The sequence below is a fragment of the Pseudomonas baltica genome (assembly GCF_031880315.1).
GTDB lineage: Bacteria > Pseudomonadota > Gammaproteobacteria > Pseudomonadales > Pseudomonadaceae > Aquipseudomonas.
The window spans coordinates 4,811,109-4,832,021 of the sequence record NZ_CP134771.1 but is presented as its reverse complement, the minus strand read 5'-3'; the positions used below and the strand labels follow the sequence as shown (position 1 = coordinate 4,832,021).

23 protein-coding genes and 1 pseudogene are annotated in these 20,913 nt (G+C 62.9%); 11 read left to right on the top strand and 13 right to left on the bottom strand.

Translation table 11 applies throughout. The annotated features are described in order from the left end of the window. Positions 1–31: 31 nt before the first annotated feature. From REH34_RS21670 to rutR, 7 genes are all read right to left on the bottom strand, one after another. The gene (locus tag REH34_RS21670) at positions 32–958 is read right to left on the bottom strand and encodes an ABC transporter permease (protein WP_311969127.1); all 927 of its coding nucleotides are present in this window, start codon (positions 956–958) and stop codon (positions 32–34) included. Beyond that, positions 958–2,094: an ABC transporter permease gene (locus tag REH34_RS21665; protein WP_409373346.1), complete on the bottom strand. Its 1,137-nt coding sequence runs from the start codon at positions 2,092–2,094 to the stop codon at positions 958–960. Before REH34_RS21665 ends, REH34_RS21670 begins: the two co-directional genes overlap by 1 nt. Positions 2,095–2,101: 7 nt before the next feature. Next, complete coding sequence (locus REH34_RS21660) at positions 2,102–3,616, bottom strand: ABC transporter ATP-binding protein (protein WP_311969126.1); 1,515 nt, start codon at positions 3,614–3,616, stop codon at positions 2,102–2,104. Then, positions 3,613–4,704 carry a BMP family ABC transporter substrate-binding protein gene (locus tag REH34_RS21655; RefSeq protein WP_409373157.1) on the bottom strand — a complete coding sequence of 364 codons (1,092 nt, stop codon included), beginning with the start codon at positions 4,702–4,704 and terminating at the stop codon, positions 3,613–3,615. Before REH34_RS21655 ends, REH34_RS21660 begins: the two co-directional genes overlap by 4 nt. A 46-nt stretch (positions 4,705–4,750) precedes the next feature. Further along, complete coding sequence (locus tag REH34_RS21650; RefSeq protein ID WP_226503296.1) at positions 4,751–5,137, bottom strand: VOC family protein; 387 nt, start codon at positions 5,135–5,137, stop codon at positions 4,751–4,753. Continuing rightward, positions 5,137–6,150 carry a 2-oxoglutarate and iron-dependent oxygenase domain-containing protein gene (locus tag REH34_RS21645; RefSeq protein ID WP_311969125.1) on the bottom strand — a complete coding sequence of 338 codons (1,014 nt, stop codon included), beginning with the start codon at positions 6,148–6,150 and terminating at the stop codon, positions 5,137–5,139. The genes REH34_RS21650 and REH34_RS21645 overlap by 1 nt, the downstream gene beginning before the upstream one ends. 243 nt (positions 6,151–6,393) lie before the next feature. Next, positions 6,394–7,152, bottom strand: a complete 759-nt coding sequence (gene rutR / locus REH34_RS21640) for an HTH-type transcriptional regulator RutR (protein ID WP_409373345.1) — start codon at positions 7,150–7,152, stop codon at positions 6,394–6,396. Between the two features lie 372 nt (positions 7,153–7,524). Here rutR and rutA point away from each other — a divergent pair, with 372 nt between their 5' ends. The 10 genes from rutA (at position 7,525) to hutH (ending at position 16,224) form a co-directional block, all read left to right on the top strand. Then, positions 7,525–8,607 carry a pyrimidine utilization protein A gene (rutA, locus tag REH34_RS21635; RefSeq protein WP_311969124.1) on the top strand — a complete coding sequence of 361 codons (1,083 nt, stop codon included), beginning with the start codon at positions 7,525–7,527 and terminating at the stop codon, positions 8,605–8,607. After that, complete coding sequence (gene rutB / locus REH34_RS21630) at positions 8,607–9,332, top strand: pyrimidine utilization protein B (protein WP_311972131.1); 726 nt, start codon at positions 8,607–8,609, stop codon at positions 9,330–9,332. Before rutA ends, rutB begins: the two co-directional genes overlap by 1 nt. Before the next feature lie 18 nt (positions 9,333–9,350). Then, positions 9,351–9,734 carry a pyrimidine utilization protein C gene (gene rutC, locus REH34_RS21625; protein WP_226503293.1) on the top strand — a complete coding sequence of 128 codons (384 nt, stop codon included), beginning with the start codon at positions 9,351–9,353 and terminating at the stop codon, positions 9,732–9,734. A gap of 51 nt (positions 9,735–9,785) precedes the next feature. Further along, positions 9,786–10,565, top strand: a complete 780-nt coding sequence (rutD, locus tag REH34_RS21620) for a pyrimidine utilization protein D (protein WP_311969123.1) — start codon at positions 9,786–9,788, stop codon at positions 10,563–10,565. A gap of 13 nt (positions 10,566–10,578) precedes the next feature. Beyond that, a complete protein-coding gene (gene rutF, locus REH34_RS21615; protein ID WP_311969122.1) occupies positions 10,579–11,103 on the top strand; it encodes an NADH-dependent FMN reductase RutF in 525 nt (174 codons plus the stop codon). A gap of 304 nt (positions 11,104–11,407) precedes the next feature. Further along, positions 11,408–12,271: a transporter substrate-binding domain-containing protein gene (locus REH34_RS21610; protein ID WP_226503290.1), complete on the top strand. Its 864-nt coding sequence runs from the start codon at positions 11,408–11,410 to the stop codon at positions 12,269–12,271. Between the two features lie 95 nt (positions 12,272–12,366). Continuing rightward, positions 12,367–13,083 carry an ABC transporter permease gene (locus REH34_RS21605; protein ID WP_226503289.1) on the top strand — a complete coding sequence of 239 codons (717 nt, stop codon included), beginning with the start codon at positions 12,367–12,369 and terminating at the stop codon, positions 13,081–13,083. Positions 13,084–13,098: 15 nt separating this feature from the next. After that, positions 13,099–13,842 (top strand): ABC transporter permease, encoded by a 744-nt coding sequence (locus tag REH34_RS21600; RefSeq protein ID WP_311969121.1) that lies wholly within the window; start codon positions 13,099–13,101, stop codon positions 13,840–13,842. A 16-nt stretch (positions 13,843–13,858) separates the two neighbouring features. After that, on the top strand, positions 13,859–14,650 hold the full coding sequence (locus REH34_RS21595; RefSeq protein WP_226503287.1) for an ABC transporter ATP-binding protein: 792 nt from the start codon (positions 13,859–13,861) through the stop codon (positions 14,648–14,650). Beyond that, the gene (gene hutH / locus REH34_RS21590; RefSeq protein ID WP_311969120.1) at positions 14,647–16,224 is read left to right on the top strand and encodes a histidine ammonia-lyase; all 1,578 of its coding nucleotides are present in this window, start codon (positions 14,647–14,649) and stop codon (positions 16,222–16,224) included. Before REH34_RS21595 ends, hutH begins: the two co-directional genes overlap by 4 nt. Before the next feature lie 21 nt (positions 16,225–16,245). Here the strand turns inward: hutH and REH34_RS21585 are convergent, their stop codons facing one another. The 5 genes and pseudogenes from REH34_RS21585 to REH34_RS21565 form a co-directional block, all read right to left on the bottom strand. After that, positions 16,246–16,389, bottom strand: coding sequence for a hypothetical protein (locus REH34_RS21585; RefSeq protein WP_311969119.1), 144 nt, complete (start codon positions 16,387–16,389; stop codon positions 16,246–16,248). After that, a complete protein-coding gene (locus REH34_RS21580) occupies positions 16,382–16,573 on the bottom strand; it encodes a hypothetical protein (RefSeq protein WP_311969118.1) in 192 nt (63 codons plus the stop codon). The genes REH34_RS21585 and REH34_RS21580 overlap by 8 nt, the downstream gene beginning before the upstream one ends. A gap of 119 nt (positions 16,574–16,692) precedes the next feature. After that, positions 16,693–17,310 carry a flavin reductase family protein gene (locus REH34_RS21575; RefSeq protein ID WP_311969117.1) on the bottom strand — a complete coding sequence of 206 codons (618 nt, stop codon included), beginning with the start codon at positions 17,308–17,310 and terminating at the stop codon, positions 16,693–16,695. 176 nt (positions 17,311–17,486) lie between these two features. Continuing rightward, positions 17,487–17,699: a hypothetical protein gene (locus tag REH34_RS21570; protein WP_226503282.1), complete on the bottom strand. Its 213-nt coding sequence runs from the start codon at positions 17,697–17,699 to the stop codon at positions 17,487–17,489. A 214-nt stretch (positions 17,700–17,913) separates the two neighbouring features. Next, positions 17,914–18,090, bottom strand: a pseudogene (locus REH34_RS21565) (DUF6021 family protein); the annotation flags it as partial. A gap of 470 nt (positions 18,091–18,560) precedes the next feature. On the opposite strand from REH34_RS21565, the gene REH34_RS21560 reads away from it, so the two are divergent. After that, on the top strand, positions 18,561–19,265 hold the full coding sequence (locus tag REH34_RS21560; RefSeq protein WP_226503281.1) for a hypothetical protein: 705 nt from the start codon (positions 18,561–18,563) through the stop codon (positions 19,263–19,265). Positions 19,266–19,304: 39 nt separating this feature from the next. On the opposite strand, the gene REH34_RS21555 is transcribed toward REH34_RS21560, so the two are convergent. Then, entirely contained in the window at positions 19,305–20,888 is a 1,584-nt protein-coding gene (locus tag REH34_RS21555; protein WP_311969116.1) for a lactate dehydrogenase, read from the bottom strand. Between the last annotated feature and the right edge of the window lie 25 nt (positions 20,889–20,913).

The following is a 20,913-nucleotide window of genomic DNA, read 5'->3' as shown; positions in this document are numbered from 1 at the left end:
ACAGGGCTTACCCGCGAAAGGGCCCGCGGCTTCAACGCCGTTCTTCGCGAATGAACGGCTCGCCCAGCGCCCCTGGCTGACTGCCCGACTGGCGCTTGCCCATGGCCACCCAGATCATCACCAGCAAGGTCACCGCATAGGGCGTCATCTGCACGAAATACTGCGGCAAGCGCACGCCAGTGGCGGCCAGCTGCGGAATCAACGCCTCGATGCAGCCGAACAGAATCGCGCCCGCCAGCGCCCGCCATGGCGACCAGCGCGCGAAAATCACCAGCGATACCGCGATCCAGCCCCGGCCGCCGGTCATGTCGGCGATCCACATCTTGGTGCTCAGCACCGAAATATAACCCCCCGCCAAACCGATCAGCGCGCCGCCCGCCAGAATCGCCGCCAACCGGTAATTGAACACCGAAATCCCCGCCGCGTCGGCCGCCTGGGGATTCTCGCCCACGGCCCGCAAGCGCAGCCCGCCCTGAGTGCGCTCCAGAAACGCCACCACTGCCAAAAAGATCAGCCCCGTGAGGTACACCACCGGGTTCTGCACGAACAACTTGCCCACCAGCGGCAGCTCCGACAGTGGCCAGAGATGCACCGCCGCCAGGCCACTGACCGGGTGGTTGGTCCACTCCAGCAAGGTGCCGAGCAAGCCGGTCAGGCCCTGACAGAAAAACACCAGCGCCAGCCCCGCGATCACCTGGTTGATGCGCAACACGATCACCATCAACGCGAACAGCAGCGATACCACGCTGGCCGCGAGCATGGCTATCAGCAGCGAAATCATCGGCGTGCCGAATTTCATCTGCGCACCGATCCCGGCCAGCGCGCCGACCAGCATCAGCCCTTCGGCACCCAACGCCAGCACCCCGGCCCGCTCGGTGATGATCAAACCCAGCGCAGCCAAAGCGAACGGCACGGCGAAATCCGGCGAGTTGCCCAACCAGTTGGCGATCAGGTCCATCACAGTTCTCCGCTTGGGGCGTCACTGCCCTGGATACGCCGCATGCGGTGGCGAATGAAAAAGTCCGACGAGGCCACGCAGATCACCAGGATCGCCTGGATCAGTTGCACCATCGAAAACGGAATCTGATAGAACACCTGCAGGCTGCGCCCGGTGACGAACAGCATGGCCACCAGCAGTGCAACGAGGGTCGCCGCCAGCGGGTTGTTGCGCGCCAGAAAGGCAATCAAAATCCCGGAAAAACCGTAGCCCTGATAGAACGCCTGAGTCAGGCGCCCTTCCTGCCCAGCCGTGACCATGAACCCGGCGATGCCCGCCAGCGCCCCGGACAACAACACCGTGCCGACGATCATCTTGCGCACCGGCACGCCGACCGCGCCGGCGACCCGCGGGTTGGCGTCGACGAAGCGCAGGTACAGCCCGGCCCGCGAGATCCCGATGAACCAAAGCGCCAGCAGCGTGACTACCAAGGCCAGGACGATGGCGGCATTGAAGCCATCGAACAGATCCGGCAGGCGCTCGAAAGCCCGGTAGGGCGGCGAATACGGAAAGTTGTCGCGCGGGTCCTTCCAGCTGCCGTACAGCAGGTGCAGGAGGAAGTTGGCGGCGATGTAGTTGAGCATCAGCGTCGAGATGATCTCGTTGACCTTCAAGCGCAACTTCAGCAGCACCGGCGCTAGCGTCCAGAGCATGCCGCAAAGCATTGCCACCACCAGCATCAGCGGCAGGCGCAGGCTGTCCGGGCCGATGTCGAACAACGACACCGCCGTGGCGCCAATCCCGCCCCAGATCATCTGCCCTTCAAGGCCCAGGTTCCAGAAGCGCGCGCGAAACGCCATGCAGCCGGCGAGGCCGACCATGATCATCGGTGCCGCCTGAAACAGCACCGCCTTGAAGTTCTGCGGATCGAGCACCGTGAGCACCACGAACTCGTCGAGCAACTGCGCGGCCGGCACGCCGGCGCCGATCAGGATCGCCGCACAGATCGCCAGGCCGACCACCAGCGCCAGAGCGATGATCAGCGCCTGCCAGCCCCAGCCCAGTTGCTGGCGAATTTCCAGGGTGTAGCGCCGCGCCAGCCAGGGCTGACGCGCACCTGCAGCGGCCGGGGCGCCCGTATCGGGAGAAGCAGCCATCGTTGTCTCAGTCATGACTCACCATGGCCCGACCAATCGCCTGGCGATCGGCAGGGCGTTCGAATTGCGCGACGATACGGCCGCCGTTCATGACCCCGATGCGGTCGGCCAGGGCCAGCACTTCATCGAGGTCTTCGCTGATCACCAACACCGCCGCGCCAGCATCGCGGGCGGCGCGCAAACGCCCGTGCACCGCTTGCGTGGCGCGCACATCCAGGCCACGGCTGGGGCTGTGCACCAGCACCAACTGCGGCTCGCGGCTGAACTCGCGGGCGATCACCAGTTTTTGCGCATTGCCGCCCGACAACAGCGCGGCCTTTTGCTTGAGCGAGCGCACGCCCTGCACGTCGAAAGCTTCGATCGCGGCCGCAGCGTCCTCCTGCAACCGTTTACCGCGCAGAAAGGCAAAGGGCCCATAGCGCCCGCTGTGGATCTGGCCGATGCCGAAGTTTTCCGCCACCGACAGGCTGCCGGCCAGTGCCGCACCGTAGCGGTCGGCGGGAATCGAGGCGATGCCCAAAGCCCGGCGCGACTCGCTGCTGGCGGTGCGCAGGTCACCAAAGCCCTGCAAAAGGATTTCGCCCTCGGTCGCCTGCGCCAGGCCCATCAACGCATTGGCCAATTCGCTCTGGCCGTTGCCGCCGACCCCGGCGATCCCGTAGATCTGCCCGGCGTGCAGGGTCATGTCGATACCGCGCAAGGGCCCCTGCCCGGCTGGGGAGCGCAGATCACGCACCACCAGGCGCGCTTCGCCGGGGCTGGCGGCCTGATATTCGGCGGTAGGCGCGGACTCACCGACGGTCAGGCGCACCAGTTGCTCGATCGAAACGCCTTGCGGGGCGAGCGTCTGCACCGTCCGACCGCCGCGCATCACCGTAACGCGGTCGGCATAGCGTTTGACGTCGGCCATCTTGTGCGTCACCAACACCACTGCCGCGCCTTGGCGAGCGAACGACTGCACGGTCGCCAGCAGGCGTTCGGCCTCCTGATCGGTGAGCACGGCGGTGGGCTCGTCGAGAATCAGAATGCGCGCCCCGGCCATCAACACCTTGAGGATTTCCACACGCTGCTGCTCGGCGACCGACAAGGTCTCGACGATCTGCCGCGGGTCGATGGCGAAGCCCAGTTCCGCCGCCTTGGCGGTGATCTGTGCTTCGAGGTGTTTGAGGCGCTTGCTGTAGCTGCCAGCGCCGGGCTCGGCCGGCAAGCCGAGGATGATGTTCTGGGCCACGGTAAAGGGCCGCACCAGCTTGAAATGCTGGTGCACCATGCCGATCCGATGCCCGCTGGCATCGCTCGGGCCCTTGAGCCGCACCAGGTTGTCGTTGATCAACAGCGACCCGCTTTCCGGTGCATACAGACCGGCAGCGATGTTCATCAGCGAGGACTTGCCCGCGCCGTTCTCGCCGAGCAACGCATGCACCTCGCCCCAGCAGGCGGTAAAACTGGCATCGCTCAGCGCCTGGAAGCCATCGAACGACTTGTTGATGCCGGTCAGCTGAATCGCGTTGATCTGGCTCATTGCTGGGAGATCACTCCCTTGACGAACCAGTCCATCTTCCACAGGTCCGGATCGGCCAGGTGCTGACCGGCGGCGATGCGTTCCTTGCCATCACGGTCGCTCATCGGCCCGCTGTAGATCAGCAGTTCGCCCTTGAGCAGCTTGTCGCGCGCGGCCATGATTTTCGCCTGATCGGCGGCGGAGATCTTGTCGCCGGGTTTGAGCGTGATGTCGGTACCGCCCTGCTGCATAGACAGCAGCGCGCCATTGGCCGGCGGCATCCAGTTGCCGGCGATGATCTTTTTCAATTCCGGGCCGAGGAAGCGATCCCACACCCACTCCGACGAGCACACCGTGGCCTTGGGGGCGAACTCGCTGAGGTCGCGGTGATGGCCGGTGCCGAGCACGCCGCGTTCCTGAGCGACGATCTGCGGTGTCGGGGTGTCGACGTGCTGGCCGATCACATCGGCGCCGCTGTCGATCAGCGCCATGCTCGCGGCGCGCTCCTTGACCGGGTCGTTCCAGGCACCCGTGAAAATCACGTTGACGGTGGCCTTGGGGTTGATCTGCAAGGCGCCCAGTTCGTAGGCGTTGACGGTCCAGTTGACCTGGCCGAAGGGGTTGGCGGCAACGAAGCCCAGCTTGCCGGTTTTCGACGCGGCGCCGGCGGCCATGCCACACAGGTACTGGCTCTCGTAAGTGCGGCCGTAGAAGGATTCGAGGTTCGGCGCATTGGTGGTACCCGAGCCGTTGAGGAAGGCCACTTTCGGGTATTTTTTTGCCAGTTCCAGGAAGGTGTCGGAGTAGCCGAACGCAGTGCCGATGATGACGTTGGCGCCACGGGCGATCAGGCGGTCGACCACGGGGGTGATGGCGGCGGCGTTTTCCGGGACGCTTTCGACGTACTGGATCTTGGTGTCGAGGTCTTTTTCCAGCTTGACCCGAGCTTCGTCGAACGCCTGGGTCCACCCGCCGTCGTTGCGCGGGCTGATGTACACCATGGCGATCTTCGCTGGTTTTTCCAGGGTCAGGCCTTCCGCCATCGCGCCACTGGCCACCCCAAGGCCGATTGCAACCGCCACAGCATTTTTACGAAATCCGTTGAGCATCGAGTCTATTTCCTGATGGTTGGACAGCGAAGGCAATTACCGGCATTCAACCCATGAAGTTGATGCGGAATACGTTTTGTTCGGGATCGAGCAACACCGCCTGATACCAGTGGTAGTAAGTCTGGTAAGGCGCCTTGACCAACGTCGCGCCACTGGCCACGGCCAGGGGTACCAGGCGATCCACTTCGGCCTGGCTGGCGACGTCGATGTTGAGCAGGAACCTGGCGCCGGTGCTGCCGGCGAACTGTTCCAGACCCAACAATGCATAAGCCTGGGGAGCATTGAAGCCGATACACGACTTGCCCGTGTCGAGGCCGCGAAAGATCGGCGAACGGATCGCCTGGATCTCCTCGAAGCCGAACAGCTGCGCATAAAAACCGCTCAGCGCTTCGATGTCCTGGGCGAAAACATTGACGTACGAGAGGGTATTCATCACGCCACCTTGCTGCCGCCGAAAGTAGTCTGCTTGACGAACTTCGCCAGCAAGTGATCGCCCGAGGTCACCGCCGCATGACGCGGTACGCTACCCGCGGGCAGGCAACCGGGGAGGCATTCGATCAGGGTGTCGTAGTTGGGCTGGTGAAAGAACACCAGCGACTGGCGGCGGTTGTCGGTGGCGCTGGCCAGCGGCGGATTGACCACGCGGTGCAGCGTGGAGATCCACTCGTCGTTGGTCCACTGCATCATCAGGTCGCCGATATTGACCACAAAGCCGTCGGCCACATAGGGCACGTCGACCCACTCGCCCTGGCGGTTGCGCACTTGCAGGCCACCCAGGGCGTTGTCCGGGCGCACGATGGTCAGGCTGCCGTAATCGGTGTGGGCACTGGCGCGCATCTGCCCGGCCTCGACCTCGGTCTTGATGTCCGGATAACTGAGGCTGCGGAACATGCTGATGTGGCGGTCGATCTTGTCGTCGAAAAAATGCTCGTCGAGCTCGAGCGCCAAGGCGAACAGGCGCATGAGCGACTGCGCCAGTTCGCTCATGGCGCTGAAGTATTCGCGATAGGCACGCTGGAAACCCGGCAGCAAATGCTCGGCCGGCCACACGTTGGGGGCGAAATGCGGGCCCGCGACGGCGTTGTGGTAGTAGTCATCGGCGGGCACGTCGCTGGGGCCGATGGAGAAGGATTCCTTGAGGTCGCCTGGCGCGCTTTCTTCCAGCGAGTACGACAGACTTTCTTCGGCGACTGCACTGTAACCGCGCACCATCTCGGGGCTGGGGCGATCGACCTTGCGCTTTTCAGCCAGGGGCATGTCGAAGAACGCGCGGGTTTGCGCGGACACCCGCTGGATCAACTCGGCCGGGATCTGGTGCTCGGTGATCACCAGAAAACCGATGTCCTTGCACGCCTGGCGCACGGCCTGTGCCACGGCGGCCTTGCCCTCAGGCTGGCCGGAGAAGTATGGAGCGAGATCGATGATGGGCACGTATTGCAGGGTCATTCGACAATCCTCTCTCTTGATGCAACGTGGACGATGCACCGGGACACCCGGCAGAGTTGGTGTCCGGAGAAAAGCAGAAACTGTGCCACTCTCTAAATAGTGATCTGTATCAGATGGTTAGTTATTTTGGCGGATCAAATGGTCTGAAATAGAGCACTTGGTTTGTGCATGGGAGCACGAAAAGCGGGCGGTGTTTGTATCGAGGTTGCCCGCACCGGCCCCTTCGCCGCCAATCTCCCTGATTCAGCGCGGCCGAATACCGTTCAGAATCAAACCCTGCAGATTGCCCAGCACCTCATTGAAGAACAGCGGATCGTCCAGCGTCTTGCCCGTCACCGCGTCGATCTGCGCGCGGAAGTCAGCGTAATGCTGGGTCGTCGCCCACAGCGAAAATATCAAGTGATGCGGCTCGACCGGCGCCAGCTTGCCGGCATCTATCCACGCCTGAATCACCGCCACTTTAGCTTCGACGATATCGCGCAGCGGCTGCTCCAGCTCGGTCAGCAACAACGGCGCGCCTTGGATGATCTCCAGGCAGAACAGCCGCGATTCGGCCGGATGATCGCGAGACAACTCCAGCTTGACGCGGATGTACTCGCTGATCGCCTGGACCGGATCCTGGTCGACGCTGAAGCCGCGCAACGGCAGCAGCCAGACTTCCAGCAACTGGCGCAGCACACTGATGTAGAGCTCTTCCTTGCTGCTGAAGTAATACAGCAGGTTGGTCTTCGACACGTCGGCCATGCTGGCGACCTGGTCGAGGCTGGTGCCGTGCAGACCGAAGCGGGAAAAGATCTCCAGCGCGGCCTCCAGAATGGCTGTGCGCTTGCCCTCGACCAGCCGCATGCGCCGGCTCACCGTGGTGGCGCTGGGTTCGCGCGGGGTCTTTGCGACCTTGGCTGAAGCGGCGGGCCTGGCTTTCGCGGCGGGCTTGGCAGTGCGTGAGGCAGGCGTCTTGGGTTTGGGCGCAGGGGGTTTGGGCGCAGGCGCGCTTTTAGCCACGCCGGACTTGATCTTGCGAGTGCCGGCTTTGCCAGCATCCGATGCCTTGGCAGGGGTTTCGTTATTCACGTCGATGACCATTTCCAGCTGGAATACCCGCGCACTCTAACCCGAGCGCAGCGGCGGCGACATCCTCGGGCTGGTATTGATACCCATCACGCCCAAATTGCCCCATTGCTGTGCAGCATGCACAAACCAAGTGCTCTAGTTCAGACCAAATGGTCCGAAATAAACCTAAAGATTATACAAGCCGTTGTTTAATAACAGATTTAGAAAACTGGCCTGCTTAATGCTTTGTGTCTCTCGTCAATCGCCTGCTGCACCAGAGGCGCCTTAACTCGAACGAAGCACCGTATCAAAGAGGCCACGCACATGGACATTGGCATTTTCATCCCGATCGGCAACAACGGTTGGCTGATCTCGGAAAACGCACCGCAATACATGCCCAGTTTCGAACTCAACAAGCAGATCGTGCAAAAGGCCGAGCACTACGGCTTTGAATTCGCCCTGTCGATGATCAAGTTGCGCGGCTTTGGGGGCAAGACCGGGTTCTGGGAGCACAACCTTGAATCCTTCACCCTGATGGCCGGCCTGGCAGCGGTCACCAGCCGCATCCAGTTGTTCGCCACCGCCGCCACCCTGACCCTGCCGCCGGCGATCGTCGCGCGCATGGCGGCGACCATCGACTCCATCTCCAACGGCCGCTTCGGCGTCAACCTGGTGACCGGCTGGCAAAAGCCCGAGTACGAGCAGATGGGCCTGTGGCCCGGCGACGAGTTCTTCTCGACGCGCTATGACTACCTCGCCGAATACACTCAGGTGCTGCGCGACCTGTGGACCACCGGGCACAGCAACCTGAAGGGCAAGTACTTCACCATGGACGACTGCCGCGTCAGCCCGCAGCCCCAGGCCGACATGAAGATCATCTGCGCTGGCCAGAGCGAAACCGGCATGGCCTTCTCGTCGCAGTACGCGGACTACAACTTCTGCTTCGGCAAGGGCGTCAACACCCCCACCGCCTTCGCCCCGACCGCTGCCAAGCTGGTCGAAGCCAATGCCAGGACCGGGCGTAACGTCACCGCCTGCGCGTTGTTCATGATCATCGCCGACGACACCGATGACGCCGCCCGCGAGCGCTGGGAATTCATCAAGGCCGGTGCCGATCAGGAAGCCATCGCCTGGCTCGGCGAGAAAGGCGCCGCCGATCAGAGCCCGGGGTCGAACATGCGCCAGATGGCCGACCCGACCTCAGCGGTGAACATCAACATGGGCACCCTGGTGGGCTCATGGGCCTCGGTGGCACGCATGCTCGATGAGGTCGCCACGGTGCCCGGCACCCAGGGCGTGATGCTGGTGTTCGACGACTTCATCAAGGGCGTCGAGGACTTCGGCAGCAAGATCCAGCCCCTGATGCACTCGCGCCAACACATCAATACCTTGCAGGAGTCCGCATGATGAACGCCCCCGTTTCCGGTTACAGCCTGCCCCAGGACAGCCAGCCCTCCCGCACCCTGCCCGCCCGCCCGGAGGCCCTGAGCCTGAAGGCCAGCGAAACCGCGCTGGTGGTGGTCGACATGCAGAATGCCTATTCCAGCCTGGGTGGCTATCTGGACCTGGCCGGTTTCGACGTCAGCACCACGGGCCCAGTGATCGCCAATATCCAGAAAGCCCTGACCACCGCTCGCGCTGCCGGCATGCCGGTGGTGTTCTTCCAGAACGGCTGGGACCCGGAATACGTCGAGGCCGGCGGCCCCGGCTCGCCCAACTGGCACAAGTCCAACGCGCTGAAAACCATGCGCTCGCGCCCTGAGCTTCACGGCACGTTACTGGCCAAGGGCGGCTGGGACTATGAGTTGGTGGACGAGCTCAAGCCGCAGCCCGGCGACATGGTGGTGCCCAAGACCCGCTACAGCGGCTTTTTCAACACCAACTTCGACAGCCTGATGCGCAGCCGCGGCATTCGCAATCTGGTGTTCACCGGCATCGCCACCAACGTGTGCGTGGAATCGACCCTGCGCGATGGGTTTTTCCTCGAGTACTTCGGCGTGGTGCTCGCCGATGCCACCCACCAGGCTGGCCCGGCATTTGCTCAACAGGCCGCGCTGTTCAACATCGAGACCTTCTTCGGCTGGGTCGCCAGCGTCGATGACTTCTGCGCCACCTTTACCCCTCAAGACTGATCATCAAGGAGTGTGACCATGAGCAAGAAAGCAATCATCCCTGCCGGCACCGGCGTTCCCATCGCCCCGTTCGTGCCGGGTTCCATGGCCGACGGCATTCTGTACGTGTCTGGCACCCTGCCCTTCGACAAGGACAACAACGTGGTGCATGTAGGCGATGCCACCGGCCAGACCCGCCACGTGCTGGAGACCATCAAAGGGGTAATCGAGACCGCCGGCGGCACGATGGACGACGTCACCTTCAACATGATCATGCTCCGCGACTGGGCCGACTATCCGAAGATCAACGCGGTGTACGCCGAGTACTTCGCCGGCGAAAAGCCCGCGCGCTACTGCATCCAATGCGGCCTGGTCAAACCCGAGGCGCTGATCGAAATCGCCAGCATTGCCCATATCGGCTAAAGCGCCCTCTTCCACCTGGACGGGCCCTGAGGGCCCGCACTGGAGCCTTGCATGTATCACGAAATTCTCGGTCGCCAAGACGCCGCTGCGCCGACCCTGGTGCTCAGCTCGGGCCTGGGTGGCTCGGCACGTTTCTGGGGCCCGCAACTGCCTGTGCTGACCGATCACTATCGCGTGGTGGTCTACGATCAGGCCGGCAGCGGCCGCAGCCCGGCAACATTGGCGGATGATTATTCGATCGCCGATATGGCCCGCGAACTGCTGACGCTGCTCGATGGCATCGAAGTGCAGCGCTGCCATTTCATCGGTCACGCGTTGGGTGGACTGGTCGGCCTGGAGCTGGCCCTGCAGCGCCCACAGTTGCTGCAAAGCCAGGTGCTGATCAACGCCTGGAGCAGCCCCAATCCGCACAGTGCACGCTGCTTTGCGGTGCGCAAGAACCTGCTGCGCGACAGCGGCCCGGCGGCCTATGTGCAGGCCCAGGCGCTGTTTTTGTATCCCGCCGACTGGATCGCCGCCAACAGCGCGCAATTGGCCGAGGACGATGCCCATGCCCTGGCGCACTTCCCCGAGCCACAGAATTTGCTCAAGCGCATTGCCGCGTTGCAGGGCTTCGATGTCGAAGCGCACTTGAGCACCATTCAGACCCCGACCCTGCTGATTGCCAACCGCGACGACATGCTCGTGCCATGGCAGCGCTCCCAGCATCTGGCGGATGCTTTGCCTAACGGTGAACTGGCACTGCTCGAATACGGCGGCCATGCCTCCAGCGTCAGCGATCCAGCCACTTTCAATCGCGTTCTACTGGACTATCTCACGCGTCAGGCGTGAGGGGAGCCTTGTCATGCAAGCGTCAGAATCAACGCCGTTTATTCAGGAAGTCGTAACCCGCGACGATTTTCGTCACGCCATGGCCGGCCTGGCAGCAGCGGTCAATGTCATCACCAGCGATGGCCCTGGCGGACGCGCGGGCTTTACCGCCACGGCGGTGTGCAGCGTCACCGACGATCCGCCTACCTTGCTGGTGTGCCTGAACCGCTCGGCCTCGGTGCATGCGGCGTTCAGCGCCAACGCTACGCTGTGTGTGAATACCTTGGCCCACGGTCAACACGAGCTGTCCAATCTGTTCGGCGGCAAGACGGACATGACCGAGCGTTTCGCCGCCGCGCAGTGGCACACCTGGGTAACCGGGGCGCCAGTGCTGGAGGGTGCGGCAGCGTCGTTCGATTGCCGCGTCAGCAAGACGGTAAGCGTGGGCACCCACGACATCCTGTTCTGCGAGGTGGTGGCGCTGGAACGTCAGGGCGAGGCTGCGGGACTGGTGTATTTCGATCGCCAGTACCATGGGGTGACTGCCCGGCCGGTTTGAGGACCGACGCGGATTGGGCGCCGACTCGGCGGCAACTCTGCGTCGAAGTAGCGCCGACCTAGCACCGGCTTAGCGCACCAGCAGGTAACACTTGGTCATAAAGCCGCTCCGAAAGTGCACACGCGCGCAGCTTCAGCATTGCGCAGGCAAGGCCTCGCAGCGCGGCAAAACAATGTGAAACAACGAGTTAGGAGTTTGTCCAACGCCCGGGCGATTCTGGCCTTTTAATTGCTAGTACTTGTATGTACAAGCATAGGGGACTCAGTCATCCCCTACAACCAGACCAATAATCAGGGCGGGACACATGACACATTCCAGCAAAACCGGTTGGTTTACAGCAGCTACCCTGGGCGCCGCGCTGATGGCGTTCCTGCCGATGGCGCAGGCCAAGGACTGGACCAGCGTCAACATCGCCACCGAAGGCTCCTACGAGCCGTGGAACCTGACCCTGCCCGGTGGCAAGATCAGCGGCTTCGAGCCGGAATTGATGGATATTCTCTGCCAGCGCATGAAGCTCAAATGCAACATCGCGGTGCAGAACTGGGACGGCATGATCGCCAGCCTCAACGCCGGCAAGTTCGATGTGCTGATGGACGCCATTGTCATCACTGACGAGCGCAAGCAGGTGATGGACTTCTCCATCCCCTACGCCAGCACCCCGGCCAGCTTCGTTGCCCTCGATGCCAAGGCTCTCCCCGGCACACCGGGCGAGGCCGCCGCCCTGACCCTGGGTACCGACAGTGCCAAGACCAGCGCTGCGATGGCCAGCGTCAAGGCAGCGCTCAAAGGCAAGACCATCGGCATCGCTTCGGGCACCGTCTACACGCCGTTTATCGACGAGCAGTTCAAGGACATCGCCACCGTGCGCGAATACGGTTCGTCCGCCGAGGCGGTGCTCGACTTGCAAGCCGGTCGTATCGACGTGGTGTTCGACGACGTGACCTTCCTCAACTCGCTGATGGCCAAGGACGAGAACAAAGGCCTGGCCTACACCGGTCCGGAAATCAAAGGGCCGATCTTCGGCGACGGCGAAGCCCTGGGCTTTCGCAAGCAGGACGCCGACCTCAAGGCTCGGTTCGACGCGGCCCTCAAGGACGCCCTGGCCGACGGGACGGTGAAGAAGCTCAGCGAGAAGTGGTTCAAGGTCGACCTGACACCCAAGTCCTGAGTCGCCCTGGCGCCTCGCCAGCCGTGTGCTGGCGAGGCAGTTCCTCGGCTCGCCCACGTTTGGGTGCATAGCCAGCGCCCTGAGAGGCAACCCTGATGAATATCCTGCAACTGCTCAGCTTCGGTGATACCGGTTGGGGCATGGCCCTGCTCAAGGCCGCCGGCATGACCATCCTGCTGACGTTCGCCGCGCTGCTGGTCGGCGCGGTGTTCGGCAGCCTCGTGGCTGCCGCCAAGCTGTCACGGCGGCGCAGCCTGCGCTGGCTGGGCGACCTGTATTCGATCCTGTTCCGCGGCATTCCCGAGTTGCTGGTGATCTATCTGTTCTATTTTGGCGGCGCCAGCGTGGTGTCGGCGGTGGGGCATTGGTTTGGCGGCGAAGGCTATATCAATGTGCCGCCGTTCCTGGTCGGCGCCCTGGCGGTGGGGCTGATCTCCGGGTCATACCAGGCCGAAGTGTTTCGCGGTGCGTATCTGGCAGTGGCCAAGGGCGAGCTGGAGGCTGCCTTGGCGATCGGCATGAGCACGGCGATGCGCTTTCGCCGGGTGCTGGTGCCGCAGGTCATGCGCTACGCATTACCGGGCCTGGGCAATGTGCTGCAGATGAGCCTCAAGGACTCGGCGCTGATTTCGGTGATCGGCCTGGTGGAGCTGATGCGCGCCAGCCAGGTGGCTGCCGGTTCGACGCGCCAGTACTTCACCTTTTACATCGTCGGGGCGGTGCTCTACCTGATCCTGACGGGCCTTTCGGGTCGGCTGTTCGGCTTTGCCGAAGCCCGCGTACGACGCACCCAGCGTCGCCAGATCCCCTGACTGCGGACGCCTGCCATGATCGATTTCACCTTTCTTGCCGACACCATGCTCAAGCTGCTGGCGGCATTGCCGACCACGCTGACGTTGTTCTTCACTTCGCTGGCGCTGGGCCTGACCTTGTCGCTGGGTATCGTCAGCCTGCGGGTCAGCCGCTGGCCGCTGCTCAGTTACCCGGCACGCTTCTACATCATGCTGTTTCGCGGCACGCCGCTGCTGATCCAGATGTTCCTCATCTACTACGGCCTGGGGCAGTTCCCGGCCATCCGTGACAGTTTCGCCTGGGTGGTGCTGCGCTCGCCCTATGGCTGTGCAGTGGTGTCGCTGGCGCTGTGCACCGCCGGCTACACCGCTGAGATCATCCGCGGCGGCCTGCTTAGCGTACCTCACGGCCAGATCGAAGCAGGGCTGGCCATCGGCATGTCGCGCTGGACGCTGCTGCGCCGGATCATCGCCCCGGTGACACTGCGCCAGGCCCTGCCGGCGTATTCCACCGAGGCCGTGTTGCTGGTCAAGTCCACCGCATTGGCGAGTCTGGTAACGGTGTGGGATGTGACTGGCGTGGCCCAGCAAATCATCCAGCGCACCTACCGGACCATGGAAGTATTCGCCTGCGCGGCGGTGATCTACCTGCTGCTCAATTTCCTGATCGTGCGGGCCATTGGCTGGCTCGAGCATCGCCTGACGCCGCATCTGCGCGAGCGCCCGCATGGCCCGAGCGCCGCGCTCGCCACCGAAACCGCCAGCCCCTCCCCCGAATAAATCACCTGGAGCCCTCATGAATACGCCTTCATCGGCCGCATTGTCGGTCGCCAACCTGCAAAAATCCTTTGGCCAGGTGCAGGTGCTCAAGGGCATCTCGCTGGAAGCGCACAAGGGTGACGTGGTGTCGATCCTGGGCGCCAGCGGCTCGGGCAAGAGTACCTTCCTGCGCTGTATCAATCTGCTCGAAACCCCGGACGAAGGCAGCATCAGCCTCGACGGCGAATTGATCGAAATGAAACGCCAGCGCGACGGCCGCCAAGTGCCCGGCAACAAGCGCCAGGTCGAGCGCATGCGCAGCCAGTTGGGCATGGTGTTCCAGAGCTTCAACCTGTGGTCGCACATGACCGTGCTGCAGAACGTCATGGAAGGCCCGCTGCGGGTGCTCAAGCGTTCGGCGGCCGAGTGCCGTGAAGAAGCCGAGCAACTGTTGCACAAGGTCGGGCTGTTCGACCGCCGCGACTATTACCCGGCGCACCTTTCCGGCGGCCAGCAGCAGCGCGTGGCCATTGCCCGGGCGCTGGCCATGAACCCGCAGGTAATGCTGTTCGATGAGCCCACCTCGGCCCTCGACCCGGAACTGGTCGGCGAGGTGCTGCGGGTCATGCGCTCGCTGGCCGAAGAAGGCCGCACCATGCTGGTGGTCACCCATGAGATGGGCTTCGCTCGCCACGTTTCCAACCGCGTGGTGTTCATGGCCAACGGCGTGATCGATGCCCAAGGCAGCCCGGCAGAATTGTTCGAAGGCCTGCCCACCGAGCGCTTTCGCCAGTTCGTTTCCAGCCATCAACAGAGGAACGCCGAATGAGCGCGGTTCCCCTTGCTACGGATCCTAACGTGACCCTCCAGGACCCCACTTCCGCGCGTCCGGCTGCCAACAGCGCGCATTGCCCGCCGGTGCACCGCGGCGATCAGCCTCTTGATTGGCGCCAGGTCGTGGCCGTGGCGCGGCACGGCGCGCGGCTGGAACTGGCCGACAGCGTGTGGGCGCAGATCGCCAATGCCCGCGCCATCGTCGACCATATCGTCGAGCGCGGCGAGCGTGCCTACGGCATCAGCACCGGCCTGGGCGCCCTCAGCGATATCGCCTTGCAAGGCCCGCAGTTGGCCAAACTGTCGCGCAACACCCTGCTCAGCCACGCCTGCGGGGTCGGCCCGGTGCTGAAAGTCGAGCAGACCCGCGCGATCATCTGCGCCGCCATCAACAACTATGCTCACGGCCGCTCTGGCATCAGCCCGGCGGTGGTGCAACGTCTGCTGGACCTGCTCAACCACGACATCACCCCCTGCGTGCCGTCCCAGGGCTCGGTCGGCTACCTCACCCATATGGCCCATATCGGCATCGCCCTGCTCGGCATCGGCCAGGTGTCCCACGGCGGCCTGCTGATGAGCGCCGCCCAGGCGCTGGATCAGACGGGCCTCGCGGTGGTCGAACTGCAAGCCAAGGACGGCCTCAGCCTGGTCAACGGCACGCCCTGCATGACCGGCCTGGCCAGCCTGGCATTGGCCGATGCCAGCAACCTGGCGCAATGGGCGGATATCATCGGCGCCATGAGCTTCGAGGCTCTGCGCGGGCAGATCGACGCCTTCGACGAGGCCGTGCTGTCGCTCAAGGTGCATCCCGGCGTGCAGACCGTCGGCCAAAACCTGCGCACCCTGCTGGCGGGCAGCGAAGTCATCGCCAACAGCCGCGGGATTCGCACCCAAGACGCCATGAGCATTCGCTCCATCCCTCAGATTCATGGCGCATGCCGTGATCAGTTCAAACACGCCGAGCGGCAGATCGATGCCGAACTGGCCTCGGTCACCGACAATCCGCTGGTGGTCGGTACTCCAGAGGCGTATCGCGTGCTGTCCCAGGCCAATCCCCACGGCGAATCGCTGGCCATGGCGGCGGACCTGATGTGCATTGCGGTCGCGGAGTTGGCAGGCGTGGCCGAGCGCCGTCTGGATCGGCTGATCAACCCGTTGGTCAGTGGCCTGCCGGCGTTTCTGGTGAGCCAGCCGGGGGTCAATTCGGGGATGATGATCACCCAGTATGTGGCGGCCGCGCTGGTCGGGGAAAATCGCCATTTGGCACAGCCGGCGGTGGTCGACAACTTCGTCACCTCGGCCCTGCAGGAAGACCACTTGAGCCTGGGCACCGGTGCCACGCTGAAGCTGCTCAAGGTCATCGACAACACCACTCAGGTGCTGGCCATCGAGTATTTGCTGGCGGCGCAGGCGTTCGAGTTTCTTCAGCCGCAGCGTTTGGGGACGGGAACCGACCGGGCCTGGCGACTGTTACGCAACGAGGTGCCGGCCTATGACGAGGATCGCTGGCTTGCACCCGACATCGAACGGGCCGCGCAGATGGTGCGGCGGCCGGCGTTTGAGTGGTGAATATCGAGCGGGGATGAGAGATCAGCCTGCTTCGGTGATCTCGCTGCCAGCTGAGACTGAATAGGCGACGACACCGATAACGTCGTTCTCGTTGTCCATCAACTTGGTGTAGATGAAATTGTAATCGCCCTCGCCGTTCGAGAAATCCGGTACCGAATCAGCCACGACGCAGCTTTAGCACCGCTTCGCGGAATGCTGCCTGGATTTGCTCCTCTGTTTTTTCCTTCCAGCCAATAGCGACTTTAAGCTCGAGGGACAAACCCGGCGCACTCGAGCCATTTTTGTGTTCCATCATTTTTTTTGCCGCGCGCTCTACAACCTCGCGATCGAAGAAAGAATGGGTAGACATGAAAAGCGGCCTGTAGTGATGATTAATTCCGTTTGACGTCGCGGAGCATAGCGCTGAGGCCTCCAACATGCGGTATTGGACAGCCTTGGTTACAAAATTCTCTGTACCGTCCGGCCCGTTCAGGCTCCGCTGGGAGGCAACGGCGGCTGCTCACTGCCCTGCACCGCCTCGCCAATCACCAGGAAATGCCCACCGGCGATATGGTGCAGGGTGCGCAGCTCATCGTGGCCGGTAAAGTCCCAGTGGCCCTCCTTGAACACCCGCGAATCGGCATGGGCGGCGACGACTTCGCCGAGGAACAGGTCGTAGGTCTCCTGATTGTGCGGCTCAGGGATCAGTCGGCATTCGAGCCAGGCCACGCAGCCTTCCAGCAACGGCGCATCGATCACCGCGCCGGCAAATGTCTGCAGACCGTAGCGCTCGAACTTGTCGCCATCGCCGGCTTCATCCAGCGCCAAGCCGGACACCGAGCCGACGGTTTCGACCAGATTGGCCTGGGTCACCACCGGTACCTGCAGCACAAAGGTGCCCGAGGCTTCCAGCAGCTTGCGGGTCCAGGTCGACTTGTCGAGCACCACCGCGACCTTGGGCGGGTCGAAATCGATGGGCACCGACCAGGCGGCCGCCATGATATTGCGCGCGCCGTCATGGGCAGCGCTGACCAGTACGGTCGGGCCATGGTTGAGCAATCGATAGGCTTTGGCGAGGGGAACGGGAAGGCGATGGGGGTCGGTCATGGGCAGCCTGCGGAGAAAAAACACGAGTATAACCGCAGTCAACGAGGTGATGTTTTGGGCCTCTTCGCGAGCAAGCCTTGCTACCACTGGTGGATGAAGATGAAACATTAAACACCGTGGGAGCAAGGCTTGCCCGCGAAGAGGCCGGTACAGTCAGCGCAAAATCATCAAACGCTTCAGTACCACAAACCCTCCAGTAATCGGTGCCCTGCCGGCGTCAGGCTGACGCGATGCATCATCATGCCATCAGGTTCGCAGGTCTTCTGGTCCGCCAGAAAACCCGCCAGGATAAGCGCGGTGACAGTCTGAGAAGTCCTGCCGGTGATCTGCATCTCCCCGGATGCGATGGTGGACAGCAAGCAACGGTTTTCGGTCTTGTAATCGATCATGACGATTTCCCTTATGGTTGGGACTCTTGTTGTTTTCAGCCTGAGTGTAGAACAGGCTGCGTCCGTGTACAGCCCTGGGCCGGCATCGCCAGGCGTCTGGGCTGCGGCTCGCGGCGCCAGGCAGCGGTTTTCGTGGGCTGCGTGGCATATACCGGTTATCGCCAAGACACAAACAAGGGTCGTCGGGACTTGATCTTGTAACAATGACGGCCGCTTACGGCTTGTTATAAGGCGGGTATTCATCGTCATTGACGCGCTTCTTCACTTGCATGCCGGGGGCATCATCAGGAATCTGTGCGGGCCCGACCGGATCGACCTGGGGATCGGCCACATCCGGCGAATCCGGGTCAAAACCTAGATCTTTCTGCGTCTGGCTTTGGGTCTGGCCGGGGCTCTGGCTCTGGCTCTGTGTCTGACTCTCGCCTTGGCCTTGGCCTTGGCCTTGGCTTTGGCTAAAGCCAGGCGCCGGGCTTGTAGCCGAGGCTGGAGCCTCGTGCTGAGTACGGGCCGGCTCGGCATCGGGAATCCCGCGCTGAGTGCCCGGCGCGGGGGTCAGGTCCGGCTCGATGCCTTCGGGTGGTACCTCGTTGAGGTCCTGGGATACGTCGTCTACCGGGCGATGTTCTTGCTTGTGCGTAGCCATACAATCCTCACTCGATCATGGGTTCATGAAGTTGTGAGTGGCAAAGGCGGCACAAAGTGCAGCGCAATGGATGGGCGGTGCCCACTGGTCTCGGCCAGTGCCCTGCGACCACCGCCACCATTGCACTCCTGGCCAGAAGCGAATTTAATGCCTGCCCGGCACCGTCGCGACCCGGCATCGCGACCTTGCACGCCCTTCACCCGATACATGGATCGACAATGCAAAGCACGAACACCGAGACCGCTGCACACGCCCTGGCGCCCAAAGACGAATACGAACACGCGATCAATCGCTCCGAGCATCTGCCACAGGCCAAGAACATCAGCGAGATGGTGCTCGATGCCTTCAATACCAGTGGCGAAAGCGAGAAGATCCGTGAACTGCGGGCCGCCATCCGCAAGGCGATGGACGATACCGACGACGATCGCGCCCATGAGCTGATGGGCGAACTCAAGCAGATCAAGGACATCGAGCAAGCCAACGCCACGGCCCTGGAAGACCTGAGCAGCCGTTTCTCGATTTCGCAGATCCTGCACAATTTCCGTAACGATCCGGCGTTCGAGAACATCATCTACGGCCTGGCCCTGAAGGTGCTCAACCACACCCACCTGGCCATGAAAGAGCCCGGCGGCAAGGCCAAGGCCTCGCGCCCGAAAAAAGAGATGGAAGTCTTCACCCTCAGCAACGGTGAGGTCAGCCTGCCGTTCCCGATCCGCGTCGGGCGCCCGGCAGCCAATCTCAGCCAGGATGGCGAAGCGTTCGCGCTGCTGGGTTTCAGCATCGAAATGGACGAAGAAGAGAAAGAAGTGCTCGTGCCTGCGGTGTTTACCGACAGCCATGGCGTCGAACATGTGGCCACGCGCAAGAGCATTGCCACCGCGATTCAGGAACAGACCGCGTTCGCCGGTTGCACCCTGGCTTGACACGCCGCACCGGGGCCCTGTGCCCCGGCGCATACGCTGTCAATTTGACGTAGCGATGTCCAACGCACCCAGCACGCGCTCGTGAATGCCGTTGATGGCGGCCTTGTATGCCGGGCCATTGCCACTGCCACCAAAGCCCGAGGCTTTGTCCTGCTTGAGGGCATCCTCCAGCAAGTCCTTGACACTGCTCGCCTGCGCCACCTGCTTGGGTGTGGTGACGGTCGACTGCAACTGCCCGAGCACATAGGTAAGCGCGGTCTTGGACTGCGTGGACGACTGCGACAGTGCCGCCGAAATGATTGCGTTCTTGCTGTAGGCGATGCTCGACGAGCTGCTGGCGCTGTCGGCAATCTTGAAATAGGTGTAGTTCTGCGAGTCTTTGTCCAGGGTCAGGTTCAAGCTGGTGCCCGGGTATAGCGCCTGGTGATAGCTGGCACTGAGCTGCGACTGCTGCTGCTGATCGATGCTGCGATTGGCCTGCGCGCCCTTGGCCTGGGTCGACTGCGACACGGTGTAGGCGAAGGTGTCCACCTCGTTGGTGCGCATCGGGTTGACCGACTGCGCGTGCTGGCTGATGGACGCGCTGAAATCCGCAAGGCCGGTCAACATCGCATGGTCGGTATCGTTCAACACCGCCCCGCTCGTGGTAGCCGCCGCGCTACCGACATTGGTATTGAAGGTGGTGAACGCGTCCTTGAACATGCCCATCAACTCTTCGTCGCCGTGACCGCGGGCACGGGCTGAATCGAACTTCGTCAGGTAGGTCTGCAACGCCTTGGCTTGCTGCGCGGCGTTGCCCAGAATCGCGGTGTTGCGGGTGTCGACGCTCAAGTTGAGATCGCCCACCACACCGGTCATGCTGACGCTGCGTTTATTGGCGTCGGCCGAAAAACTCAGCGTCTGGATATCACCGCCCGCCAGCTTGGCCGTGAAGTCCACGGAGGTCAGCGCACTCTTGTCGAACTGGGTCAGCCCGTCCAGATTCAGCTTGGGCGGCTTGGCCCCCAGGCCATCGATGGCGCTCTGAAAACCATCTGCCAGCTTGCTCACGGCCGCCAGTTCACTGTCGTTGAGCTTGCCACCCGTCACGCTGACCTGCGCCCCCAGGCCCGTGTCGCTGCTGCTCAGGCTCAGCGTCACCGTGGCGCCGCTGGCGGTCTTGATGGTCAGGCTCACGGCGTTTTCGGCATTGGCATGCAGGTTGGACTGCAGGGCGGTCAGCGCCGAAGCAGAAGGCGTGGCATTACCGGTCGGCTGCAGCACCGACTGCGAAAAACCGCTACCGCTGTTGGCGAACTGCGTCAACAGTGCCGCGCCGAGGCCCTTGAAGCGCGTCGATGCGTCCTGCGAGTTCAGGTTGCCGGCAATGGTGCTGGTGACCTTGTTCTGCGTGGTGTTTTCCCACATCAGAGCGGGCGGCGCATCAGCCAGCGTGCCCCGGGAGGAGTACAGGTCCACTGCCGTGGTGATGGCGTTGCCCAGGGATACCACCGCCGCGGGTGAATCCGCGGCTGTGGTCGCCGTGGTGGAGATCAGGGTCGTGGCCGCCGGCACACTGGTGATCGGCGTGATGGCGGTGAGGCTGGTCGTCAGGGGCAGGCTGGCAGATGTAATGGCCGTCATGAGATTTGTCCATTCTCTATATGAA